Source organism: Ruegeria sp. C5 (assembly GCF_056537605.1).
In genome coordinates, this window is sequence record NZ_JBQFRX010000004.1 from 201,854 (window position 1) to 226,100 (window position 24,247).

Here is a 24,247-nt window from a genome sequence, read left to right on the forward strand (position 1 = left end):
TAAAAAGTAGATAATATGACCTGGAGCGACACGAATGCCTGAAGGTGGTTCGTTGAATTTCATAGCCTTGGCGGATTTGGCGGCAAGAAAGGCCCGAGACGAAGTCATCGTTAAGAGCATTCCGCAGCCTTTGGCACGCCGTTTTGTAACGAGTCTTCTCGATCGCCCGTTCCTGCGCCCGCTTTTGGAACTTGAAATCAATGGGTGCACCAGCTTTGAAGGAGCACTTCTATTGGTAGGGCAGGAGCTTGCTCACGCCACGAAGTTCCGATGCCGAAGCCAGCAGTTTCGAGGTGAAGAGTGCGAGGCTTTGGAGATATCCCCATTGGGTTGGACAACCTTGGCAGCGGAGCAAGTGGGATTGGAAGAGAACCGTTGGATGCACCTGTTTAGAGAGGCCATTCAGGGATATGTATGTGTCGATCAAGGAGCTGGGATCTGTATGTCTCGGGCGCTCTACGAAACAGCACTTGAGATCCCAGACCCGGCTTTGCTTGAACGCGTCGTCTTAATTAACAGCGGAGCTAAACAATTTCCGCATTTCCGAAGTGGTGCCAATCAAACCGACAAAGGCATTCGGCAGGAACAGTCCCCATGGTGGAGTACAGATGGGCAAAAGAGGTCATGTGTAGACGTTTTTGACTTAAGTCGAGCGAATGAGGTTTTTTGATCTGACGAATAGCTGAAACGGAGATTGAGATGCCATATCAGACCGAAAAGAAGCTCAAGCTTGGCATTCTTGACGGGCAACTTGGAAATCCTCCTGACTTTATTGATACCCAAAAACCTACTGAATGCAGACACAATGAAATGGCTGCAGAAGCAGCTGAGATGCTCGGTCTGATGATACAGGCAGTGCGGATTCAGCATAAGATTTCGGTCGAAAAGCTTGCCGAAAAAGCGGGACTATCAGCTTTACAAGTAAAGCAGATTGAAGCCGGAGATTTGAGCGTGCCAATCGGCGAGACATTCACAGTTGCCGCTATTCTTAGCGTTCCTCTGTATGAGCCCGAAGAGTATGATCCGCGATTTGTTAGCCCGCGGTTGCACGCACAAAGACAAAAGAACGCTCTTCTACAGCAGCGCGCATTTCAAGCGCGACACAGAGAAGTTGATGATGATTTTTGACGTTGGCGTCGGCCGCGACAAAGGCGGGAAACTTATGCGTGGGCCAGATCCAAATGAGCGCGTTAAGGCTGCCCTTGAAGGCAAATTGTCACCTGGTGAACTCTCCGATGAGGAACACGAGGTTTGGGCTGCGTTGTTCATGGAGAAGATGTCCAATCCAGGGCCGAGAGAGCGAGCGTTTTTTGAAGAATGACGGCGGAAGGGTCTTGGCGTCGGTCTCGATGAAGATGGAAATCTGATACGTGGGTCAGATTTCGGTGAGCGCGTCAAAGTTGCTATCGATGGACTAATCGCACCCAGCGATCTGACCGAACACGAAACAGTATCCTGCTTAGAAGGAGCACGCGTTTCAAGCCAAACATGGAAGAATGGATCTGTTTTGGAGAACTACCGGAAGAGGCGCTGGAGGCGCATCTGCAGCTTGAAGAGAGGGTACCGCCAGAGCATCCGACGACGAAACCTCTGCTCAAGCCCCGGCTTTTTCTCAAAGAGTTCTTTCATCATCTGATCGGGTGTCATGGAAACAGAGTAGCACAGATTCACTGATGCAGGAAACTCCCGAGATTCTTGCTTTGACTCGGCCCTACTGTTTGAGACCAATTGCTTTCTTACTCGGCTACGCCCGGTTGCGGAATAGCGACAATCAATATCGCGATAGACCAATCGCCCTCCCCGGGCATCCTAACCTTTAACCACAGCTGGTTATTGGAACCAGTGCCAGACGGCACCAAGGTGACTCAGTATAATATCTACCGCAGCATTGGATACTGGTTCTGGAATTCTGATTGGATTGAATTTGGATACGCGACCGTTGGTGAGGCACTGAAGGCCCGCGTCAAAGCACTTGTTGGATCAAACTGAAGCCACAGGCGATACGCGAACAGCAAAGGGTCTGGTATCCCTGGTTCACGCCTGGGCCTCATCGATCTTGTTTTTCTTTTCTCTCAGCAAGCGGGTGCGCGTGCCGTTTATACAATTCTGCCTTTGCGACAAAGGCGAGACGGTTTTCGTTGAGCCTCGCTTTTCGATATCGCTCAAGCGAAGGCCCATTCTCATTGAGACGACGTTGCTCTTCTTGAACACCATCGCGCGCCTCAGACGCCCATTCATTCTGGTTGCTCATCGAACCCTCACTCGGCTGAGATTTCTATTGTCAAACGCACAACACTACGATCCTGCTGACGCAGCACCGCAAAGACCAATTGGGTTTCAACACTTCGAGCGCCCAAAGCCTTGTTCTGCATGCGCTCACTTTCCATTCATCCATGGTATACCGAAAAGAACTGGCGGCCTACCGCGAACACTGCGCGACCGACGAACGCATACTTTTTCGATTTCACGGACTCTAACCAAATGAACATCTTCATTGATTTCGAAGCGTCGTCGCTGCGCCCGGAAAGTTGGCCAATAGAGATTGGCTTGGCTTGGCTCGAAGGCAGAAGAGTTGTCGTCAAAAGCCGATTGATCACCCCGCGCGTGGAGTGGGATCCAAACGATTGGGATCCGAAGTCAGAAAAGGTGCATGGCTTGCAGTACTCAACCGTTATTACTTCCGGATCAGACGCGGATGAAGTGTCCGACTGGCTGCTGGATATCGTTCAGGAAAACGCCCTGATTTCTGATGCTCCAGACTTCGATCAGAGATGGCTTGATCGTCTGCTCAGCCGACCGGGGCCACAGATCATGGATTTTGATCAAGCGGCTTGGAACACGTTCTCAGACAAAGGCAATCGAGCATCCTCGGTGTTGTCTCGCGTCTACAAAACCAAAGCGAACCGTCCAACAACTCACCGAGCCGGCCCTGATGCGGCTGATCTTGCGTATGCGTGGCGCGCCGGGATGTTGAAAGGGTAACGAAAGGAGGTGTCCGCAAACCGTGTTGGTCCGATATGCGGACTATATAGCCGACATTCGATGCGCCTCTATCAATGTCGGCTTTCCTTTGTTCCGGATTTCTCGGCTTTGGGCGCCCTTTTCACTGCGACCGGCGATACCGCAGCGCAGCTTCCCGAAAACGGTTAAAGGCGAAATGCAAAAGAGTCTGGGCAAGTGGAGCCATTCCGCCAGAACTGTATCCAGGCATTGATAGTTCGCCATCGTTTGTGGCTTTGCAACCAATGGGCTCAGTCATCACTTCCCGCCCGGGTTGTGCATAGTCTCAAAAAGGTATTCTCTGACTGCAGTGTTTGAATGGTTGCGCATCACAAATGAACGGTCGACATACCGAGTTACTTTCCAATTGTCTGTCCATCGATTTGGAGGTGGATCCAAAAACCGCGAAGGTATTTGCCTTTGCCGCCGTCCGAAACGACGAGCAACCGGCTTTGAAATCGAAATCCAGCACGCTGGAGAAAGATCTCGACCGCCTGGAAGAGGCTATCGCAGGTGTACCACATCCGATTGGTCACAATTTCCTGCACCACGATATGGAACACCTAATCGCTGCCAGACCACGTCTGACCCAGATCATGCGAGCACCAATTGATACACTGTGGCTGAACCCGCTGGCCTTCCCACGCAACCCGTACCACCATCTGGTCAAACACTATCAGGACGGGCGGCTGGCTGCGGGGCATATCAATGATCCAGAACTTGACGCCCGGCTTGTTTTTGAGGTGTTCGCTAATCAGCTCGATGCCTTTCAAAACCTTGCCGAAAGCGAACCGGATGCGCATGTAGCCTATCACTTCCTGACCACCCGAACTGAACAATCGGAAGGGTTTGATGCGGTTTTCAAGTACCTAAGAAAAGCCAGTTGCCCGTCGCAGGATGAAGCCGTTGCCGCCATCCGTCGGATGCTGGATGGTCGGGCTTGTAGTAAACGGGTCGAACAGACTCTGGGAAGGCTTAGCAACCCCCGAAACGGATGGCCTATGGCCTATGCGCTATCTTGGATCACCGTAGCGGGTGGGGACTCGGTCATGCCGCCATGGGTTCGGGCGCAATTTCGCGAGGCATCTCTGATTGTCCGGCATCTCAGGGATACGTCCTGCAAAGATTCCGCCTGCCAGTGGTGTGCTGAACAGAATGATCCGGTCCGTGCGCTGAACAGGTGGTTCGGTTTCGACAGTTTCCGTCCACAGCCTGTGGACCCAGATGGTCGCCCTCTGCAGGAACGCATTGTCGATGAGGCCATGTCCGGAACAAGCCTGCTCGGCATCCTACCAACAGGCACTGGAAAGTCCGTGTGTTATCAGGTGCCCGCTTTGTCGCGGTTCGACAAAATCGGGGCGTTGACTGTGGTCATTTCTCCGTTGGTCGCGCTGATGGCAGATCAGGTTCAGGGTATGGAGCGCGTAGGAATTTCTTGTTCCGTGACAGTGAATGGTCAGATGTCCATGCCCGAGCGGCAAGACGCCCTGGACAAGGTCCGCATGGGCGATGCGGGCATTTTGATAATCTCGCCCGAACAATTGCGTAGCACATCAATCCGGTCGGTACTGGCTCAGCGCGAGGTTGGCCTGTGGGCAATTGACGAGGCTCACTGCGTGTCGAAATGGGGTCATGATTTCAGGCCTGACTACAGATATCTGGGCAGGTTCATCAAAGAGTTCTCGGGCGATCAAGACCCTGCCCCAATCCTATGTCTAACGGCCACCGCCAAACCAGAGGTTGTCGCCGATATCGTCGAGCATTTCCAGTCTCGCGCCGGGGTCGAGCTGCTCTCCCTTGATGGTGGAGCATCGAGGAAAAACCTGACATTTGATGTCAGGCCTACCACTAAGAACAGCAAACTGACCGATGTCCTGAACGTGATCGAAGAGCTGCTGCCCGCTGGAGGCCGATCCGGCGCTGTAATCTATTGCGCGACGCGTAAAGAGACCGAGCGCGTCGCCGAGTTTCTAAAATCACAGGGTATGGACGCGGCACATTTCCACGCTGGACTTGGGTCCGATGACAAACACGACGTCCAGGAACGCTTCCGGATCGGAGACCTGCGGGTGATCGCAGCCACCAACGCTTTTGGCATGGGCATCGACAAACCCGACATCCGGCTGGTGGTGCATGCAGACATCCCAGGGTCCTTGGAAAACTACCTGCAGGAGGCAGGGCGCGCCGGACGCGACCGGGAAATCGCCGATTGCGTGCTTCTGTACGCGGGGGATGATGTAGAACGCCAGTTCAGGCTGTCCGCGGGTTCGCGTTTGGCACGGCATGAAATCGGAGCCATTCTGAAAGCCCTGCGCCGGATCGACGAGCGCACACGCAAAACTGGCAAGATCGTCGCCACTGCGGGTGAAATTGTCCGGTTCGAAAAGGATCAAGAATTTGAACGGGACAGCGCGACTGATGATACACGAGTCAAAACGGCCGTATCTTGGCTTGAAGAAGCAACACTTGTTTCGCGAGAGGAGAACCGTGTTCGTATTTTTCCTTCGTCGCTAACAGTCCGCACACTGGACGAGGCGAAACAACGGCTTGCAGATGCGGAGATCACTCAAGCGCATCGCAAGCAATTGCTGGCCATCGTACAGCATCTGATTTTGGCCCCGGCGGATGAAGGGGTTTCAACCGATCAGCTCTGTGGCGTTAGCGGTTTGACACCTGGCGCACTGACCAAGGCGATGGCCAATCTCGAAAGCTTTGGCATCGCGCGCAACGACGTTGCAATGACGCTTTTCATCCATGTCGGTGTGGCGCAGTCTTCCTCCGGGCGACTCACAGAGGCCGCAAATCTGGAACGGGATTTGATCGCGTCGATGCGAGAGCTGGCACCGGATGCAGACAAAGAGACTCCAATACCGCTGAACCTTCAGGAAACTTGCCAGCATCTGCGCAATCAGGACCACGCCGATGCCCGCCCTGATGTAATCGACAAACTGATCCGGGGCATAGCTCGGGATGGCAAGGGGCAGGATGGAGGCACTGGCAATATCCGGTTGCGCAAGATCAGCCGAAACACTCTAAACGTGACGCGTATAAGAACGTGGGAAGTCATTGCCCAGACCGCTGAGGTTCGGTGGCAAGCTGCCGGAATTCTTTTGAAGTTTCTGACGGGTCGACTCGACAAAGGCGCGCGCGGCAAAGATCTGCAGGTCGAAACTACCGTAGGTGACCTTCTGGCGCAGCTCACACAGGATGCCGTTCTGAAATCCAGCGGTCTGCGGGATATGACCAAGCTGTTGGAACGCTCCCTGCTTTGGATGCATGAACAGGGCGTTTTGACCCTGGGGAAAGGGTTGACCGTATTCCGCCCCGCCATGACCGTATTCCTCAATCCCGAAGGTGGTCAGTTCACGCAATCGGACTTCCTCCCTCTGGAAGAGCATTACGCCGAACAGACGCTTCAAACCCATGTCATGGCAACTTACGCGGAAACCGGCCTCGAGAAGATCACAGACGCCGAACGCCTATCGGAGGATTACTTCCTGCTCAACAAAGAGCAGTTCATGAAACGTTGGATGCCGGGCATGGCACGAGAGGTCAAGCGACAGACAACCAGCAAATCCTGGACCGCCATTGTCGAAGATCTGGGCAACAAGGTCCAACAGGACATTGTCGCGGACGATCGGGACCAAACCAATGTATTGGTTTTGGCCGGTCCCGGATCTGGGAAGACCCGTGTTTTAGTCCACCGGATCGCTTATCTATTACGGATGAAGCGCGAAGACCCGCGCGGTATCCTGGTACTGGCCTATAATCGCCATGCCGCTGCTGAAATCCGTGTTCGCCTACGAGCGCTGGTGGGCGATGATGCGGCGGGGGTTACGATCTCGACTTGCCATTCGCTTGCGATGAAGCTGGTTGGCGCCAGTTTTGCGGGGGTTCAGGCCGCGACAGAAGACTTCGACAATGTCATTATGGAGGCGGTGCGCCAGCTCAACCCCGAAGGCCTTACAAAAGCCGAAGCAGAGGCGCAGCGCGAGAGCCTGATTCAGGGGTTTCGCTGGATATTGGTGGATGAGTATCAGGACATTGGCCCGGAGGAATACGCGCTGATCTCCGCCGTGGCAGGTCGTTCTCTGGAAGATGCCGAACTTAAACTTAGCCTGTTTGCCGTGGGCGATGATGACCAGAATATCTATGCCTTCAATGGGGCTTCCGTGGATTTCATCCGCAGATTTGAAGAGGACTATAAGGCCAGACCATCTTTTCTGATCGAAAACTATCGGTCGACAGCACATATTATCGAAGCCGCCAATCAGGTCATATCCAAGGCGCCTGAACGAATGAAAATGGATCACCAAATCACTATCAATCAGGCGCGGCTCTCTCAACCCAGCGGCGGACGTCTGGAGGGGAAGGATTCCGTTGCCCATGGCCGAGTGCAGTTGCTGGACGTCCCACTTGGCGCTATGCCGCAATCTGCAGCAGCAATCGACGAGCTGATACGCCTTTCTCGCCTGGACCCCAATTGGAACTGGTCCCGCGTTGCTGTGATTTCCCGAGACTGGAAATCACTGGATGCAGTTCGGACCTATGCCGAAGCACAAGGTCTGCGCGTGGATATGGCCAACGAAGACCTTCCAAATGTTTGGCGACTTAGGGAGACCCAACGTCTGGTGTCCGGGCTGCGCGAGAAACAAGGCGCACTTCTGGGTATTCAGGATATCCTCACGGTCCTGAATGTTCAGTCTCGCAACAAATGGGTGGATTTGCTGGCAGAAGGTGTGGCGGAACTGGCCCGGGAGTTGGGCACCAAAACTATGCCGGTACCTGACATCATTGAATGGATCGCGGACTGGTCTCGGGATACACGCGGTGAACAACGTGGACTGCTGTTGCTGACGGCGCACAGGGCCAAAGGCCTTGAATTTGACCATGTCGCCATTCTAAACGGCGGTTGGACCCGAGTCTCGAAAGAGGAGGATAACGAAGCCCCTCGTCGCCTATTCTATGTGGCAATGACCCGCGCGCAGCAAAGCCTCACAGTGCTGACATCCGGAACGCACCCCTTTCTGAAAACGGGTTCAGATTCAGTTCTTATCAGGCATGTGACGCCCGATCTCGACGAAACCTCTTTGCCTGCAACAAAATACCAGATGCCCGCGCTCGATATTGTAGATTTGTCATTCGCCGGTCGCCAAAGGGATGCACATGAAGTCCACAACGCCGTGCGCACAGCGAATGTAGGGGACACCCTTTTCCTTGTGTTTCAACAACCTCATTGGGTTTTGCTGGACGCCCAAAAACGTGTTGTCGGACGTATGGCCAAATCGTGGAAACCACCCGGCGGGCATGTATTTGCCACTGGCCAGATCGGGGCCATCATCAACTGGCGCAAGATCGATAGTGGCGAAGACTACGCCCACTACCATAGGCGCGATAGTTGGGAGACCATACTACCAGAGTTGATCTTCCGACATGATAATACCAAAGCCTCGCATAGTCAGCCGACACCAACAGCCCGAGAGTATGATCAGACGGACCGTGTCAGGGAAAATCCATATCGACAAACAGCCGACCCTTCCGCAAAGGCATTGGAAATCTCGGTTCCAGAACCACAGGAGATTGATAGTCCGCCGAAACTCGACCTCAAAGCACTCATCCGCAAATCTATTGACGACACAAGCTCCTGGGATGATCTTTCGGCAGCGTTGAAAGATAGAGATATAGCGCTGGCGGCCAAGGGCGGCGGCCTTGTGATCAAAAACGCCTCAACCGGCGAGGAGATCGGAAAGATTTCTGCGTTTGGTTTCAAATATATCGATCTGATCCGCCACTATGGCGAAGGTTTCCCTGATCACCCTGCTACATGGTTGGTAGAGAAGGCGTTAAACGACAATTATATTCCCAAAGGCCCAAGACCCGGGAAAGCCAGAAATCGAAAAAGAAAATCGGGCGATGGCGACAATTTTTCTCTGATTGAAGACTGATTGGTTGGGTCAATCTTGGGAGTTTCGTTCGCATGCAAACGGCCCTAAGCCGACCTCAACAAGCTCGTCACGATGCTGCGGCGCGGCCCGTTGATCCGGACATTCGCTGCGAACGCGAAACTGGACACAGATCGAACTCACGGTTTGCGGACATAGCACCAATTCGCAGCGTTTGCTCGATGGTCGGCAATTTGGCCCCTACTTGGATTGGAACCACATCTTCAGCGCGGCCTTCGAATTTTGCCGGTCATTCGCAAGCCATCACGAATGTTCAGGCCCATCATCGTGAGGTTGGCCGCCCCGGCGATCAGCTCAACCACCTGAACCATATAAAATGTGCTGTCAAAATCACCGGCTGCGGCTTTTCCAGCCAGAAACCAGGCGGCTGGTACGAGGATCAGCAAACCATTCAACGCAATGATAGGCATTCGGGTTTTCTTTGCCTTGGTCAGCGCATCCTTGCGCTTTCGGCCCATTGCCATTCCCGATCCGCCAGCGATGGCCATTGCCGGGATGAGGATGAACATGCCGTACAGGATCAATGCCTTGACGGTTGCGACTGTTTCATGGCTCGCAAAGAGTTCGCTGGTGGCCGTCGATGTCCAGAAGAGGAGGATCATCACAAAGCCGATGACACCCGCGATGGCGTGAATCATTGTTTTCATTGCGGTTCCTTCAAATTGGCTTTTGGAAAGGGCTTCATCAGGCCGTGCAGCAATTCGGCACTGCAACCTTTTCGAACAGGTGGGGTGCGGTCACAGCGCTTGAGGGATAGTGGCTGAGCTGCTGCTGAAACTCGGGGTTTGAAAACGCAGCGCGAAAATCCGCGACAGTCTCCCAGACCGCGTAGTTCAGGTACATACTGCCGTCACCAAGGGCTTTATGCAGCTGGGTGCTGATGTAACCCGCCTGCTTTTTCATCCATTGGGCATCGCTCTTCCAAGCTTCTACTAAGGCGACTTGGTCAACGGGATCGACTGTGAAGAGATTGACGAGAACGACGGGGCCAGCGTCGATGTCCAATTGCCGTTCAATGGGAAACTCCGGGTCGAGGGGTTTGAAACTTACCATTTCGGTACTCCTTGAAAGTAGTTTCAATCTGGTGTCATGTTGTCATATTCAGGAAGCATCAAACACAATGACAACACGTTGTCAAATGAAATGAGGAATCGACATGCCGGATGCGCGAAGGACTGAAGAAGGAGAAGCCGTGACAGCCTTGATACTGGATGTGTTTCGGTTGAACGGTCGATTGCAGCTTGCCGGTGATCGCCTGGTATCAGAACTCGGTCTAACAAGTGCCCGATGGCAGATTCTTGGTGCCATCGCCTATTCTGATCGACCGGAATCCGTTGCCTGGCATGCACGGACGATGGGCGTTCACCGGCAGGGCGTACAACGGATCATAAATGAATTGAGCAAAGAAGGCATGGTGGAGTTTCAGCCGAACCCACACCACAAGCGTGCGCACTTGGTTGTCATGACTCGAAAGGGGCAGGAGTTATACGAAGCCGCGATTGCGAAGCAAATCCCATGGGTGAATGAACTCTCGGAAGGCCTGTCGCCAGATGATATTGCGACAGCGCAACATGTTGTTGACCGGCTCAAAACACGTCTCGAAGAAGCCTCAACGCGACAAGATCAGAGCCCGAAGGTGCATTAAGCAATTGCTGGTTCGGGTCGTCTAATACACCTGAGATGTAGGCAGAAAGCGGGTCGATTTTTGCGCGATCAAGAAACTTGGATTTTGGAAAAAGCAGACGTTCAACGTGAATAGCTATCCAAGTTTGAATAGCGGACTCGGATTTGATTCCGGCACGACGATTGTCAGCGATGACTTTGCACGGCTTATGGCTACATATAACTTGCATCTTCCGTACATTGTGTCACCAAAACTGCCACGATCACAATGCATGATCATTGTGTTACTGCATTCCAGACCCTTAGACTTATGAACTGTTGAAAGTGTCTTAGGCAGCGGTTTTGGACGCATAACGCTCCGCCGCATGGTTATCTCCGCGTAACCTTGAGAGGAGTCTTCATACTGCGAGAGTTTTTGAGCTTCCCAAAACTCGCGCTTCAGATCGACTTTTACGTCGGAGAATCCGGGCGCAGACCTTGTAATGAATTCGTCAATCTTCCCAATGGTTTTTGAGATCCCAATGTGGTCTGGTGCCTCCAGCAGCATCCCGGCAAGAACCTGTATGTTCCTGGGCTTACCTTTCCGTGACTTAGCGCAACCGGATTCGATTTCGGCTTTCAACATTTTGCCGTGTGTTGAAGCTGTAAACCCTTTGGCGATCGACGACATAAACCTTGTAAGCGCTTCTCCAGCTTTGACTGCATTGCCTTCCAGAGACTGGATATCGGAAATTAAGACAGACAAAGCGTCGCGTGTGTGGCCTTCCCATATCGGGATCTTCCGGTTCCAGAACGAGCGCAAACTCCTTACGAGATCGTTTCCACTCGCAAGGACAAAAACCTCATCGTGAACACTCAACTGTGTGTCCAGTGTTTTTCGTTGCCATCCCGCGACACGGTAGCCTCCGTGAGAGGGTGAGATATTCTCCGCAACAATCACCTTAACAGATGGGGGCAATGCCAATGTCAAATCGAGCTGTTCATTTGCTAAGAGGGATTGGCGAGCGGCCAGAACCCAGTCACCCAACTCCGAACAACCTTCCGCGTTTCCGGCCCAACGATGTGGATGACTTAGTTCGTCATGAGCTGCGCTTGCAACCAACGCCTCCCATCTCCGTCGGTGTTGTTCAGCCGCGTTGGCATTGCTTGTGTATATGCTCTGCATTCGATCCCCAAAGATGCGCAGCTTCGCACCTTTCCTGTGTATCGCCATGACGATTTGGTGATGGTCTGGAGACGCATCTTGATGCTCATCACAAACAATGATCGGGTACCGGCGCGCCAGAGTTGCAGGTACAACAGGGTTTTTCCCAAGGAATTCTGCTACACGAGCCGCAATCTCAGCGAAACCATTGTGAGTATATGCCCAAACTATCGGGTTGGGCGGAAGGTCGAGCACTTTGTGATATGCAGCTGCGATCTGGCATATCAGCGCGTCTATGGTTCTAATTTCGACCGCGTTGCCAGAATTACCCCGTGTTCGCTCTCCAAATACGTCGCATGCCGCGTTGGTATGCGTGAGAATGAGCACCCGGCCATTGCAGAGTGTCGGTGCGATGTCGTGGACAAATTCGGCTCCCTGATAAGTTTTGCCACAACCCGCAGGCGCTTCAATTACGACCAAAGGTTCATCGCTTCTTAGCAAATCGAATACTGATTGATCAGTCATCCGAAAAACTGCCGACTACGGTGAGCCCAACAGATCCCAAAATGGCTTTAACAAAGGGAAGTAGGCGCTCCGAAAGACTATCCCATCCACCAAGCGAGATCGCTTTTCGGGCCAGTTCGGCGCCGCCAGCTTCCGACTTGAACCAGCTGGATGAATGACTCTTCCAAGCTTTTTTGTCCTCTTTCGGTGCATCGTCCGAGTTCCCGCTTGCCGCTTCGATAACAAGCTGTTTAAGGGTTTTCCCAGAACGCTCTAATGCGGCACCAATGCTATCCAGAGACCTTTCTTCAGCACCGGAGCGAACTTTTAAGTGTTGAAGGCGTGCGCCTATCTGATTCTCGTCGGGCCCGATCAAAGCGGGGATTTGGTCGGCGGGAATGGCAGAAATTACGGCTTCTTCTGTGCAACCTTCCTTCCATTGGAGCAGCAAGTCGCCCATTCCTTTCTTCAACTCTGCCCAACTTTCGATTTTGACACCTTCATTGTCAGCCAAACCTGCGAACTTGAGGCCAGCCTCATCAAGGGCCTTCAAAAGTCTTCGAGTATGGTCGTTGCCTTGTCCGTTGCAGACCCGAATTCCGTAGTCCAAAGGTGGGCAACCGAGTGCCCTTTCCAATAGGTGGTTGAGAAAACCGACCTCGGTTGCGCCTTCTGCGATGACTGCGACACGAGACAAGAAAGTTTCAGGGTCATTTCTTTGCTGTTTAACAACTAATTCAGGAGGAAGTGAACCTAACTGTCCAGAGCTATCCATATACCACAGCTGTGCTTCTGGAGCAGAAGCTATCGCTATCGGGCTGTGTGTAGTTATGAACTTTTGGCCGTCTTGCTTCAAAAGGTCGGCGAGGAACTGTCGAAGCCGGTAAGGCTCAAGACCGCGTTCGATCTCATCAACGGTGATGAAGGAGGGAGCCATGCTATTGGCAGCCCCGATTTCAAGGCTTGCCAAACGCCTGGTTCCGGCTCCCCAGCTCGAAAGTGGAAGTTGCGTTCCTTCGGCTCTTTGAGCCAGCAAACCGACAAGAGCCCCAATTGAAATACCCTTGGAACTCGACAATCCAATTGAAACACCGCCGGGTAAAGCCTTTTCTTCGAACTTTGCGTCGAGTGACATGAGCGCTTCCTTTGCCTCATCCGACAACTCGTCCTGAAGGTTGATAGCAGCTACCTGCTTACCTATTCGGGAACGCAAAGATACGTCGCCAATGTGCCGATCCAAAGCAGACCCATAGACCAATCTGAGGTCTTTGTCGTTTCGGTCGTCGCTTGGAAGTGAGACCAAACCTATTTGCCTTCTTAGCCCGACAGAAAAACGGATTGTGCTTTCGTCCGGCTGCACGACCTCCCACAAGGTTTCCTGCTGATCATTTGCGGTAAACCGGACTCTGTAAACCTCATCATTCCCAGCGTTCTCTTCGTTGTTATCAGGGATTACGGCTTCCGTTCCATCCCAATGCCAAGGGTATGCCATGTTTGGTTGGGTACTTATGTCAATCTTGTCATCCAGACGAATGACGCTCTCGATTGTAATACTGCTTGAGGTCTCCCGCATCCAATAGTCCGTTTCAGAAACGGAAAAGGAGGTGGATGGCGAGAATAGCAGGTCTATGGCTTCAAGCACGGTTGTTTTCCCTGTGTCACCGCCGCCCAAAACGAAATTCATACCGTGTGCGGGATACCATTCAAGCTCTTGAACTCCCCTGAAGTTTCTAATTTTCAGTTTAAGGATTCGCGACGACATAATAACTTTTCTCTATCAATCTAACTTTGAATGAGAATGAACCTTAAATTTCGGCCATACAACCTAATGCTACACTCTCCACCGATCAATCAGCCGTAGATACTGTTGTTGGTGTCTACTGTGGTTACGCAAAAACCAACAACTTTTAGCCCAACGTCTGGTCTCACAGGTGGAGTGAAACTTCAAAATGAAGTGTTTTGTGCCTGTTAAGGGACGTTTTAAGCACCCGGGGAGCCGGGAGAGTACTATCGATTGCTGCGGGAGTAATCCATTGCTCGAAGGCAATAACTGGTGGTTCATGGAGCGTCGGTGCGTCCAATTTCTGGTTCAATTTTCTCGCCAGGGTACCGAAGTGCCTCGTCGGAAGTTTGGGTGCATCGTTGAAAAACGCCATCCTCGATCGTCCATGTGTTTGTGAACCATCGCTGACCAAATGCTTTGTCTCTTTCAGAATGTAACTCTTTCCCACCTCCAATTACCCAAATTGGGCTCAAATCTTTCTGACAGATAAAGCGCAGGAAAGTATCCCTGTCGACAAGGCCGGCACTTCGCCCGGGTGTCGAGACCGATGGGTCCATGAAAATCTTCCCACCAAATTGATCGGTGTAAATCAGATCGCGCCCATCTTTGAGCGACATATTCAGGTCTCGCACCAGCCAAGGGCAAGGCAATACTACGCTCAAGTCCTGCACCAAGCTGAAGTTGTATCCACTTGCTTCCTGTAGAAGTTCGAATGTTGGACAAATTCCCTCAATGGGGGCGGTGAAAAAGGCGGGTTTCGGCTTTTCGACCCATTTTCGAGCCCACTCGGTTGTCCATTCCTCGCAAGTTGCTGTTCGCCAACCAATCTCACCAAGAAAGTCCTCTGATAATCCTTCGTTCGAGAATCCAAGATCGTGATCGGCTGTCAACATTTGGCCGTTGAGGTGCTTGACAGCTTCAGAAACATCACACTTCCGAACGATAAAGCATGTTAACCGTCGCCATGTCTTCGTTTTGATATGGGCGGCTTGAGCAGAGCCGCCTGAACCAGTGAAACTGTGAAAGTCTCGAAGAGGCAGCCACTTCTGGCCTTTTGCATCGGATTGAAGGTCCAGAAATTCTTCGCCATCAAGAAAATCTCGTTCACTCTCGAGCCATTCCCAAGCCTCTTCAACCGAGCTTGGCGACAATAGTGGAGCCTTGGGCATCCAAAAGGTAGGTTCACTGAACTTTGCCCAGCCCCAATCATGGCTTTTCGTCATGAGGTGGCTCGGATCCATGTCGCGCAAGTGTCGAACGGTGGCGCGAAGAAGCTGCGGTTTTTGCCGTTCCACAGCTCCGCAATGGTCTGAAATGCGCGCCATCAACTCTCTTAACGCGATCCATTGATATTTTTTTCCGATACGTTCCTTCGTGTGATTGTTTCTGTCGCTCGCGCAGTTGCGGTCGAAATCTTGATGCAATTTCGCACTCCAGCCAAGGCCATGCGCTCGCTGGCAGATCCAGCGCTGCGCCCAGCCTTGGTCAAACTCCGCAGCACGGATTGTGCTCCTGCTTCCTACGAGGTCTGTTGCCCAATAGCCTGCTCGGACGCGATAGGCCTCATAACGTTGGTCGCCAAGAAGTTGGTGGAATTTTGCTTCCAACGCCTTATGATGCCGCCCCTCCTCTGTGCCGGGATAGCACCAGTCTCTTGATGATGATCTTAGCGCGATGAGTTCATCGACAAGGGTGCGTTCGCTTTCGGTAGCGGATGCGTCGAACTCAATTCTCCACGCTTGATAGAGATCCGCTGGAGATGGAAGGGTAGAACTCTCATTACCTGCGGCCCAATTCTGAATGGCGTACCTGATCACATATCTCGCAAAATCGCCGTGGTTTCCTGTTGAGTCGATAATGTCCCAAGACGTTTCAGAACTGTTTGGATCATTTTCGCGCTCCATGTCTGGCGCGTATTCGAGAGGCCAAGGGCTATCGAAAGGAGGATGGAGACGCGTCTCAGCAGGTATGTTGAGAACACCGCAGCGATGTCTTGTATAATCGAGAAGCCCAATCAAATGATCGCGCCAAAGAAGATCTATAGGCGGGCTATTTTGAACAAAGTGGCGGTCTGCAATCGTCTGCGCAATTGCAGACAAGCTTGTGTCGGACCATGCAGATTGCATTGCGGCACCATAAATCGCCGCCGCAAGTCTCTCGCCGATGTATGGATCATCAATATCATCGAAGCGGCGAAGAAGTTCTGGACCGCATTCAGGGGCAGCTATCAGCAAAGATACCAAGGCCTTGGTAGCACGGTCGCGCGCGCGCCGAAAAGTCGTAGAAAGGCACCAAACAAGAATAACCGCTGCGTTCTTGGCAGCTTCGTTCTCCAACGAACCACGCCTCGCATCCATGGCCCACTCCATCAGGTCGTTGAGCGGCGTGTCGAGATAGTATTCTCCATCTCGCCCGTTGTCGGCAGCTTCACCGGCATAGATTGACCACGTAGCATCCCTCTCAGCCATCGATTGCCCAAGAAGCCGCTGGTGGAATTCGTCGAGGCCATATGGCCCATCCGTTCCGAGCGCAAGATGGATGCGGGCGTGCCATTCCTCATCGGGATCGGCCCAATCTGCCAATAGTTCAAGACTCCGAGCAGTTACGCTCTCGCGGCGGCGCAAGCTAATGTTTTCCCGAGAAACGCAGAAATGTAGCCAGCGCGTCGCGCTCTTGATCGCGTCCGGAAGTTCAACACCTGTTCGCTCAGGCAGTTGAATTGCGAGGGCGTCGAGAACTCCCTGTGACGCGCCGTGGCGGGAGCATGCCATTGAAAGCGGGGCGTCTGCTGACAGGGGTCGAGGAAGAGATTCTTCGATAAGCGTTGTGTCGAGGATTGATTGTGCTGCCACATGATCACCGAACCGTTCGAAGCTGAAGCGTACATACTCCTTAACTTCCCCATTAGTAGGAATTGGTTCAATTGCGAGCAGGCCTTCATCGCCAAGCGCTTCGAGCAAGTCACTATCGAGGTTAGGATTGGTCCCGCACAATGGAGCGAGCAGTTCAGCAGCCCGATCATACTCTATGACAGGATCGTGGGTTCTCGCGACTTCTTTTGCGAGGATGTCTATCGCCTTGGTAGGGTATTTTCGGCGATGCGGGAGCTTCAGGCGATTTTCAATCGCATCACAGAGCGATGTTCGATACATCGCGAAAATCTCCGTGACGCCCTGTAGCCCTTTAGGAAAGCGTCGGGCTTCCTGGCGATCCAGAGCATCGCAGCAAACTTTCAAGAATAGGGGATTGCGCAGTTCGCCGGGCAGGAAGGGTTGATCGGGCAACAATATATTCCGCAACGTCAGAAACCTTCGGGCGTCACGCGTCGAGAAACCAGAATGATTGAGGCGCGGCAGTTTGGCTTCGTCCAAATGTGGTGGCACGATCTGCTTCAGGTACGTTGAACGGCAGGACAGGACGACGACCACATTTGTGTAATCCTCAACGTCTCTTAAGAATGCCGCTATCCGGTCCGGCCAGATATCACGTCCTCGGCGTTCGTTAATTGCGTCAATGCAAAGTAAGGTCCTGACACCCGCGACCTCGCCTGCTGCGTCGAGTGCTCCAAGCAGCTGATCTCGAGTGTAGTGGGCGGGCAGGCCCAACTGGCTGGAAACCTGAGGCCAGATCTCTGCATCACTCAGTTGACCGCCAAGCAGAAGAACGGCGGGACGCTTCTTATCTAACTGATGCCTGCACGCATCGGCGAGAAGGTGGGACTTGCCACAACCAGCTTCACCGGTGATCAGTAGGTTGGGGCTGAGGGCCATGTCCCATTCACCCGCCTGCAATGCCGTGCTAACTTGTTCTAATCCCTCGAGAGTACGGCGCGCATCATGAGATTGATTCCGTCTATTTTTCGTCTCATCGTTTTTGCTGGAGTATGCGTAACGGAGCTCGGCGTTGTAGGTGCGCTCTACAATCTCTATACCTTTAGCAAGCATGGCTCGCCAGTGGCCGACCGGCCAAGTCCCGCGAGGCAGTCTGTTGACATCATCCAAAAGCGAACCGAGGGCGGCAATTGTCGCGGAGTTTTCATTGGAGAGGGCAAAGTTCTTCAGGAACTCTGTGCAAGCTTCACGCAGCTTGTCGCGATGGTCGTGCAGTTCAGTCAGAAGCTCGGGATTTCGGGCGGCTCCGAGGAGAGCGCGGCGAATAGGAAGCTCTACGTTCGTTTCCTGCGTGTACCTGTGGCCTAACGCCGCCTTGCTACGCTCAAATTGGTCCTGAAACCAACTGGCTGAGAGAAATTGAGTGTCAAACCAATAAAGTATGCGTCCAGCATGATGGCCGCTTTGGTGTGTCAGTCTCGTTTTTAGCGCGGAGGCGTCCCAAAGATCAATTTCAAGGTGCCGACCCTGTGAGGTAGTCGCCGCCGCTGTTTTTGTACGCCAGTTTTCGAACGCCTCAAGTTGCGTCTGGGTTTTCGAGAAAGGATCGGACCGATCAAACGGAATGCAAACGAAGATTTTAACAAGATTTGGGTGCTTTTTTAGAGCGCTTTGGATTGATGCGTTCAGGCTACGTTCTAAGTTGTTGTCAAACGACCAAGAATATTTGGCTTGCCATCCGTGTTCGGTGCCATCGGCGAAGGTTGCAAAACACTCAAGGCCACCGTCTTTTCCTGGGCCCTTTCGATGAAATCGTGCGCTATCGGGGCGTGGTTCTAAGGCTGCGAGCTGACACACAAGCTCTTCGAAGCCGGTAGAGTTTTTGCCATCGATAGCCCTGATCTTCTTAAAGTCTATTTGCATACCAATTCCTGAACTTCGCATTTGTAGGCAGCATTTCGGGACAGTGCGGACCAATACTCAGAAGCGTATTAGTCCTTTCTGAACGTCCCTCCCGCATTTCCCTTGCCTTTCTGATGAGTTTTTCTCCTGATTTCAATCTACTAAGCCGACGAAAATCTTGGCGTGAACATCCCTTAGCTTCCGGGGTTTCAGGGCTCAGAAATGATGCGCCGTGAGCAATTGATAGGCGCATGCAGCGAATTTGCGGATTATCCAGCCGCACTGTGACACAGTTTAGAAATCTGAGGTCCGCTAAGGTCCGTTGGTGCAAGTTGTAGCGAGCGACAGGCCCCTAAGGTCTCTTGCGTTCCAGTTTAAGGAGCGAGCGTTGGCTAATCAGCAGCAAGGCCTGCAATCATTGGCCAAAACTTGACCTCGCAAACAAACTTTTTTGCTACTTTTTGATGTGAACACACTTCCCTCAAGCCAACAGCAATATTTAAGGGAAAGCGATGAACACACATAAACGGCTGATCAAACTTCTGATTGATGCAATCGTCAATGGCAATTTGGTCCTCAATGAGAAGAATGGGCGGGTTCGTTTTGAACTCCGTTCCGATATCTGCTCGGTAAAAGGGGTTCTGTTTTCGCGGTGGGATTGGAGTAACACTCAAGGACGGCCTGGGTTGATGTCGATGATCGAGCAGGTCGAGTTTGATTGTTCAAAGACTACTTACTTGGGTCTGCTTGATGAATCCCCGAAGTACGAGGAAAAGGTCACGTGTCTCTTGCAAGAGCGTTTGGCACCGGAGCGACTTTACAAGCACGATGTAGAAAGAGGTTGGTTGCTGACGGCATTCAACTCGCCGACCCACTATGAACGTGATGAAACTGCTGCATACTCCCCAATGTAAATCGACGGGCTGACTGGAGTTACGCTCAGCTGGAACCGCATTTGTCCAAGTTCTCAAACTTTGGGAAAAAAGGGCTTCCACTTCATGGCTTTCCACGTTCTGTGAACGGCTGCAAACGCGTCCGCTTTCAGGTTATGATTGATCTTGCGGGCGCGGCGGAGGCCTGTATGAATTCATGAACAATGAACGTTTCGTGCTATTTGATCTTTTCAAGAAGATGCATAGACCTATTGGACGCCACTGGGCATAGTCCTATGCATCGTGCAATCGGAAATGAAGGCGCTTACACATGGAATACGCTTTGAATTGTACATTCAATCGCCTTCCAACTCTATATAACACTGGGCCATTGGGCGTGATCGTGATGAACGCGGGTCAGGACCCCTTCGAGATTGCGCATGGCGAACGTATCGCGCAACTGATCGTTGCACCGGTGGTGCAGGCCATGTTCCAGGACGTTGAGGCTCTGACCGAGACTGATCGCGGCGCGGGCGGGTTCGGTTCAACCGGGCGGGGCTGATGCTGCTGGTTCTGATCCTTGCTGCCGGGCTTTGGGGTGTTGGCTATATTGCCGGGGTGTCGCGCAGCGCGCGGCTGGTTTCTGTTGGCGCGCTCCTGACAGGCGTGATTATTGCTCAACTTCTGCTGCCCGAGGGTAACCCGTTGCGTCAGGCAACCGGCGGGTCGGCAGCGATGTGGCTGATCCTCGCTGGAGCGGCTGTGCTGGTGCTGCTTTATGGGCGGGGTTTGAAGGCGTTGCGAAATCGCGCCGCGTCCGGCCAGACGTCGGAGCCCGCCAAGCCATCCGATCAGTTCAGCGAGACCGAGCTTGAACGCTATGCCCGCCACATCGTTCTGCGTGAACTGGGCGGTCCCGGCCAAAAGCGAATGAAACAGGCGCGCGTGCTGGTAATCGGTGCGGGGGGGCTCGGCGCGCCCGCCCTGCAATATTTGGCTGCCGCCGGAGTGGGAACAATCGGCGTGATCGACGATGACGTGGTCGAAAACGCCAACCTACAGCGGCAGGTGATCCACCGCGACGCAGATATCGGCATGCCCAAAGTGTTCTCGGCCCAGCAGGCGATGGTGGCGCAGAATCCCAACGTGGTCGTCTTGCCGTACCACCGTCGCCTGACCGAAGAGATTGCAGCAGATCTGTTTGCTGATTTTGATCTGATCCTCGACGGCACTGACAATTTCGACACCCGCTACCTTGCAAACCGTACGGCGGTTGCACTGGGAAAACCCCTGATATCTGGCGCGCTGTCGCAGTGGGAAGGGCAGCTCAGCGTCTTTGACCCTGCCACCACCGGCCCATGTTATCAGTGCATTTTCCCCGAAGCACCCGCCCCCGGCCTTGCGCCTTCTTGCGCCGAGGCAGGGGTGATCGGCCCACTGCCCGGCGTGGTTGGTTCGATGATGGCGATTGAGACGATCAAGGTCATCACCAGCGCTGGGCAGGCGTTGCGGGGTGAGATGTTGATCTACGATGCGCTTTACGGCGAAAGCCGCAAGATCACCCTGGCGCGCCGCGCAGATTGCCCGATTTGCGGGTCAGGGGTTCAAAGTTCAGACTAGCTCTGGATCATTGTGTCGGGCGGTCTTAGCTATGAGGTCAAAGGAGACCTCAATGACCAACCCGATCCTTTCTGACTGGAACACGCCCTTCGAAATCGCACCGTTTGACACAATCTCGGATGATGATTTTTCCCCCGCGCTGAAACAGGCGATGCACGCACATGATGCCGAGATTGAGGCGATAGCAGCGAGTCCGGACACGCCCACATTCGCCAATACGATCGAAGCGCTGGAGGCTGCAGGCGAGCAGTTGGATAAGGTTCTGTCGGTCTTTTTCACCGTTGCAGGTGCGGACAGCAACCCCAAGCGTGAAGAACTGCAACGCGAATTTTCGCCCAAGCTGGCGGCACACTACTCGCGCATCTCATCAAACAAAGCACTGTTTAAGCGCGTGGCGGATTTATGGGACCGGCGCGATAATCTAGACCTGACCGATGAACAGGCGCGCGTTTTGATGCTGTCTCATCGCGGGTTCATGCGGGCGGGGGCGGCGTTGACCGGCGCCGACGATGCGAGAATGCAAGAGATCAAGGCCCGTTTGGCGTCTCTGGGCACGTCCTTCACGCAGAACTTGCTGGCGGATGAACGCGACTGGTTCATGGATTTGACCGAAGAAGACCTGCAAGGCTTGCCGGATTTTGTTATCGATGCAGCGCGCGCAGCGGGTCAGGAAAAGGGGGCGGATGGCCCGGTGGTGACCCTCTCTCGGTCGATTATCGTGCCCTTTCTGCAATTCTCGCCCCGCCGGGATTTGCGTGCAAAGGCTTATCGCGCGTGGACTGCACGGGGGGCAAATGGAGGTGAGACCGACAACCGCGAGATTGCGGCGGACATCCTGCGCCTGCGCGAAGAACGCGCCAAGCTGCTGGGGTATGCCAGCTTCGCCGCCTACAAGCTTGAGACCGAGATGGCCTGCACACCAGATCGCGTGCGAGAGCTGCTGCTGGATGTGTGGGAGCCCGCCAAATCCCGCGCCGACGCAGATGCCGAGGTGCTGACGGCAATGATGCAAGAGGATGGCGTAAATGGCCCGCTGGAGGCGTGGGATTGGCGCTACTATGCCGAGAAACGCCTCAAGGCCGAACATGATCTCGATGAAGCGGCGCTGAAGCCGTACCTGCAACTGGACCGAATGATCGAGGCGTCTTTCGCCTGCGCCACACGGCTGTTCGGGCTGGAGTTCGCGCCGCTTGATGTGCCGCTCTATCATCCCGATTGCCGTGCGTGGGAGGTGACCCGTGACGGGCAGCATATTGCGGTGTTCATCGGTGACTACTTTGCACGCGGATCGAAACGGTCGGGTGCATGGTGCAGCGCAATGCGCGGGCAGGCGAAATACCCGAAAGAACAGGCTCCGGTCGTGATCAACGTCTGTAACTTTGCCAAAGGTGAACCAGCGCTTTTGTCCTATGATGACGCCCGAACGTTGTTTCACGAGTTCGGCCATGCCCTGCACCAGATGCTGTCCAATGTGACCTATGAGAGCATCTCGGGCACCTCGGTGGCGCGTGATTTCGTTGAACTGCCCAGCCAGCTTTACGAACACTGGCTGGAAGTGCCTGATGTACTGGCCGAGTTCGCGACCCACGCCGAAACCGGCGCACCGATGCCGCAAGAGATGTTGCAGAAGGTGCTACAGGCCGCCAATTTCGATCAGGGGTTCCAGACGGTGGAATATGTCGCCTCGGCCCTGGTCGATCTGGCGTTTCATGAGGGGGCTGCCCCCGCTGATCCGATGGAGAAACAGGCCGAGGTGCTGGCCGAAATCGGCATGCCTCGGGCCATTGGAATGCGCCACGCCACCCCGCATTTCGCCCATGTCTTTGCGGGCGACGGTTATAGCTCGGGCTATTACAGTTATATGTGGTCCGAAGTCATGGATGCCGACGCCTTTGCCGCCTTTGAAGAAGCGGGCGGTGCGTTTGATCCCGAACGCGCCAAGGCACTGGAGGAACACATCCTGTCAACTGGCGGATCCCGCGAGGCGGAAGAGCTGTATCTGGCCTTCCGTGGACGTCTGCCTGGCGTCGAAGCCTTGCTCAAAGGCCGCGGGCTGATCGCGGCCTAGTACCCAAGCTTTCGGTCGACGAGGTGGAGAAAGGGTTCACCCGCTTCACCTCGGCGAATGTTCTCGCAGATCACCTGAGCCGCGGTAACAGGTCTGGTTTCCGAGGCTATATGTGGCGTCACCGTCACACTGGGATGTGCCCAATAGGGATGCTCGGTCGGCAGGGGTTCGGTGCGGAAGACATCCAGCGTGGCTTGCCCGACCTGCCCTGAATTCAGCGCGGCCAGCAGGGCCTCATCATCGATAAGCGGCCCGCGACCCGGATTGATGATCTTGGCCCCTTCCGGCAACAGCGCCAGTGTTTCGGCGTTGAGCGTGTTTTCGGTCGCCGGAGTATCTGGCAGCAGCAAAACCACTATCTCGGCCTGGGACAGTGCATCGCGCAGCCCGTTCTTACCATGCAGACAGGTCACGCCGGGAATAGTCTTGGCGGTACGGCTCCAACCGATGACATGGAAATTCAACGCTGCCAACGCGTGGGCCGATGCTTCACCCAATGCGCCCAAACCCAAGATGCAGACGGTGCGTTGCTGGGCCAGTGGTGGCGCATCAGGTGTCCAGACCCCATCCTGTAGCGTAATGTGTTGGTCCATCCCAAGGTGATAGCGCAGCACATGGCCCACAACCCATTCCGTCATGCCTTGCGTTAACCCCCCGTCAACCATACGCGCCAGCGGAACGGTCAAGGTTTCATTGCCCGAGATTTTCTCAACCCCCGCCCAGAGGCTCAGCACCGCCTTGAGCCGTGTGAAGGGCGTGAAATCCTGTACCCCTCCGTTCGGGGCGTAAACGATGTAGTCGACCTGATCTGCAGGGATGTCCGTGGCCAGATGAAAATCTAGCCCTGCGTCCGATAAGTATTGATGCATCAGAGCTTCATACTCGGGCCACAACTCAGGGCGCGCGGAAAACAGGACATTCACGGGCATGGGAAACC

Annotated in this window: 17 protein-coding genes and 1 pseudogene; 11 read left to right on the top strand and 7 right to left on the bottom strand. The window is 53.8% G+C overall.

The window, feature by feature from the left end:
* The first annotated feature begins 34 nt into the window (after positions 1-34).
* The 4 genes from ACR0AW_RS15425 to ACR0AW_RS15440 all read left to right on the top strand — a co-directional run bounded on the left by ACR0AW_RS15425 (position 35) and on the right by ACR0AW_RS15440 (position 1,674).
* Positions 35-670, top strand: coding sequence for a hypothetical protein (locus ACR0AW_RS15425; RefSeq protein ID WP_480439281.1), 636 nt, complete (start codon positions 35-37; stop codon positions 668-670).
* 29 nt (positions 671-699) lie between these two features.
* Entirely contained in the window at positions 700-1,128 is a 429-nt protein-coding gene (locus tag ACR0AW_RS15430) for a helix-turn-helix domain-containing protein (protein ID WP_480439283.1), read from the top strand.
* Positions 1,115-1,321, top strand: a complete 207-nt coding sequence (locus ACR0AW_RS15435) for a hypothetical protein (protein ID WP_480439285.1) — start codon at positions 1,115-1,117, stop codon at positions 1,319-1,321. The genes ACR0AW_RS15430 and ACR0AW_RS15435 overlap by 14 nt, the downstream gene beginning before the upstream one ends.
* A 167-nt stretch (positions 1,322-1,488) precedes the next feature.
* Positions 1,489-1,674 (top strand): hypothetical protein, encoded by a 186-nt coding sequence (locus tag ACR0AW_RS15440; RefSeq protein WP_281995185.1) that lies wholly within the window; start codon positions 1,489-1,491, stop codon positions 1,672-1,674.
* A 373-nt stretch (positions 1,675-2,047) separates the two neighbouring features.
* Here the strand turns inward: ACR0AW_RS15440 and ACR0AW_RS15445 are convergent, their stop codons facing one another.
* Positions 2,048-2,251: a hypothetical protein gene (locus ACR0AW_RS15445; RefSeq protein ID WP_480439287.1), complete on the bottom strand. Its 204-nt coding sequence runs from the start codon at positions 2,249-2,251 to the stop codon at positions 2,048-2,050.
* Positions 2,252-2,481: 230 nt separating this feature from the next.
* Here ACR0AW_RS15445 and ACR0AW_RS15450 point away from each other — a divergent pair, with 230 nt between their 5' ends.
* A complete protein-coding gene (locus tag ACR0AW_RS15450; RefSeq protein ID WP_480439289.1) occupies positions 2,482-2,982 on the top strand; it encodes a 3'-5' exonuclease family protein in 501 nt (166 codons plus the stop codon).
* 353 nt (positions 2,983-3,335) lie between these two features.
* Positions 3,336-8,945 carry a RecQ family ATP-dependent DNA helicase gene (locus ACR0AW_RS15455; protein ID WP_480439291.1) on the top strand — a complete coding sequence of 1,870 codons (5,610 nt, stop codon included), beginning with the start codon at positions 3,336-3,338 and terminating at the stop codon, positions 8,943-8,945.
* A gap of 221 nt (positions 8,946-9,166) precedes the next feature.
* On the opposite strand, the gene ACR0AW_RS15460 is transcribed toward ACR0AW_RS15455, so the two are convergent.
* Both ACR0AW_RS15460 and ACR0AW_RS15465 read right to left on the bottom strand, forming a co-directional pair.
* Entirely contained in the window at positions 9,167-9,610 is a 444-nt protein-coding gene (locus tag ACR0AW_RS15460; protein WP_480439293.1) for a hypothetical protein, read from the bottom strand.
* Between the two features lie 37 nt (positions 9,611-9,647).
* Complete coding sequence (locus ACR0AW_RS15465; RefSeq protein WP_480439295.1) at positions 9,648-10,016, bottom strand: antibiotic biosynthesis monooxygenase family protein; 369 nt, start codon at positions 10,014-10,016, stop codon at positions 9,648-9,650.
* A 139-nt stretch (positions 10,017-10,155) separates the two neighbouring features.
* Here ACR0AW_RS15465 and ACR0AW_RS15470 point away from each other — a divergent pair, with 139 nt between their 5' ends.
* A complete protein-coding gene (locus ACR0AW_RS15470) occupies positions 10,156-10,608 on the top strand; it encodes a MarR family winged helix-turn-helix transcriptional regulator (RefSeq protein WP_480439296.1) in 453 nt (150 codons plus the stop codon).
* Positions 10,609-10,722: 114 nt separating this feature from the next.
* On the opposite strand, the gene ACR0AW_RS15475 is transcribed toward ACR0AW_RS15470, so the two are convergent.
* The 3 genes from ACR0AW_RS15475 to ACR0AW_RS15485 form a co-directional block, all read right to left on the bottom strand.
* The gene (locus ACR0AW_RS15475) at positions 10,723-12,255 is read right to left on the bottom strand and encodes a UvrD-helicase domain-containing protein (RefSeq protein ID WP_480439298.1); all 1,533 of its coding nucleotides are present in this window, start codon (positions 12,253-12,255) and stop codon (positions 10,723-10,725) included.
* The gene (locus ACR0AW_RS15480; protein ID WP_480439300.1) at positions 12,248-13,996 is read right to left on the bottom strand and encodes an ATP-dependent nuclease; all 1,749 of its coding nucleotides are present in this window, start codon (positions 13,994-13,996) and stop codon (positions 12,248-12,250) included. Before ACR0AW_RS15480 ends, ACR0AW_RS15475 begins: the two co-directional genes overlap by 8 nt.
* A gap of 296 nt (positions 13,997-14,292) precedes the next feature.
* Complete coding sequence (locus ACR0AW_RS15485) at positions 14,293-18,771, bottom strand: NACHT domain-containing protein (RefSeq protein WP_480439302.1); 4,479 nt, start codon at positions 18,769-18,771, stop codon at positions 14,293-14,295.
* Between the two features lie 491 nt (positions 18,772-19,262).
* Here ACR0AW_RS15485 and ACR0AW_RS15490 point away from each other — a divergent pair, with 491 nt between their 5' ends.
* The 4 genes and pseudogenes from ACR0AW_RS15490 (at position 19,263) to ACR0AW_RS15505 (ending at position 23,310) form a co-directional block, all read left to right on the top strand.
* Entirely contained in the window at positions 19,263-19,664 is a 402-nt protein-coding gene (locus ACR0AW_RS15490; protein WP_480439304.1) for a hypothetical protein, read from the top strand.
* Between the two features lie 343 nt (positions 19,665-20,007).
* Positions 20,008-20,184, top strand: a pseudogene (locus ACR0AW_RS15495) (dUTP diphosphatase); the annotation flags it as partial.
* A complete protein-coding gene (locus tag ACR0AW_RS15500; protein WP_170733602.1) occupies positions 20,184-21,242 on the top strand; it encodes a molybdopterin-synthase adenylyltransferase MoeB in 1,059 nt (352 codons plus the stop codon). The pseudogene ACR0AW_RS15495 and the gene ACR0AW_RS15500, both read left to right, overlap by 1 nt.
* A 52-nt stretch (positions 21,243-21,294) precedes the next feature.
* On the top strand, positions 21,295-23,310 hold the full coding sequence (locus ACR0AW_RS15505) for a M3 family metallopeptidase (protein ID WP_170733603.1): 2,016 nt from the start codon (positions 21,295-21,297) through the stop codon (positions 23,308-23,310).
* Here ACR0AW_RS15505 and ACR0AW_RS15510 read toward each other — a convergent pair.
* Positions 23,307-24,239, bottom strand: coding sequence for a 2-hydroxyacid dehydrogenase (locus tag ACR0AW_RS15510; RefSeq protein ID WP_170733604.1), 933 nt, complete (start codon positions 24,237-24,239; stop codon positions 23,307-23,309). The genes ACR0AW_RS15505 and ACR0AW_RS15510 overlap by 4 nt on opposite strands.
* Positions 24,240-24,247: the final 8 nt, after the last annotated feature.

Bases quoted from the DNA above. Each gene is read 5' to 3' on its own strand.
- ACR0AW_RS15425 (WP_480439281.1), top strand. From the start codon at position 35: ATGCCTGAAGGTGGTTCGTTGAATTTCATAGCCTTGGCGGATTTGGCG.
- ACR0AW_RS15430 (WP_480439283.1), top strand. From the start codon at position 700: ATGCCATATCAGACCGAAAAGAAGCTCAAGCTTGGCATTCTTGACGGG.
- ACR0AW_RS15435 (WP_480439285.1), top strand. From the start codon at position 1,115: ATGATGATTTTTGACGTTGGCGTCGGCCGCGACAAAGGCGGGAAACTT.
- ACR0AW_RS15440 (WP_281995185.1), top strand. From the start codon at position 1,489: ATGGAAGAATGGATCTGTTTTGGAGAACTACCGGAAGAGGCGCTGGAG.
- ACR0AW_RS15445 (WP_480439287.1), bottom strand. From the start codon at position 2,251: ATGAGCAACCAGAATGAATGGGCGTCTGAGGCGCGCGATGGTGTTCAA.
- ACR0AW_RS15450 (WP_480439289.1), top strand. From the start codon at position 2,482: ATGAACATCTTCATTGATTTCGAAGCGTCGTCGCTGCGCCCGGAAAGT.
- ACR0AW_RS15455 (WP_480439291.1), top strand. From the start codon at position 3,336: ATGAACGGTCGACATACCGAGTTACTTTCCAATTGTCTGTCCATCGAT.
- ACR0AW_RS15460 (WP_480439293.1), bottom strand. From the start codon at position 9,610: ATGAAAACAATGATTCACGCCATCGCGGGTGTCATCGGCTTTGTGATG.
- ACR0AW_RS15465 (WP_480439295.1), bottom strand. From the start codon at position 10,016: ATGGTAAGTTTCAAACCCCTCGACCCGGAGTTTCCCATTGAACGGCAA.
- ACR0AW_RS15475 (WP_480439298.1), bottom strand. From the start codon at position 12,255: ATGACTGATCAATCAGTATTCGATTTGCTAAGAAGCGATGAACCTTTG.
- ACR0AW_RS15480 (WP_480439300.1), bottom strand. From the start codon at position 13,996: ATGTCGTCGCGAATCCTTAAACTGAAAATTAGAAACTTCAGGGGAGTT.
- ACR0AW_RS15485 (WP_480439302.1), bottom strand. From the start codon at position 18,771: ATGCAAATAGACTTTAAGAAGATCAGGGCTATCGATGGCAAAAACTCT.
- ACR0AW_RS15490 (WP_480439304.1), top strand. From the start codon at position 19,263: ATGAACACACATAAACGGCTGATCAAACTTCTGATTGATGCAATCGTC.
- ACR0AW_RS15500 (WP_170733602.1), top strand. From the start codon at position 20,184: ATGCTGCTGGTTCTGATCCTTGCTGCCGGGCTTTGGGGTGTTGGCTAT.
- ACR0AW_RS15505 (WP_170733603.1), top strand. From the start codon at position 21,295: ATGACCAACCCGATCCTTTCTGACTGGAACACGCCCTTCGAAATCGCA.
- ACR0AW_RS15510 (WP_170733604.1), bottom strand. From the start codon at position 24,239: ATGCCCGTGAATGTCCTGTTTTCCGCGCGCCCTGAGTTGTGGCCCGAG.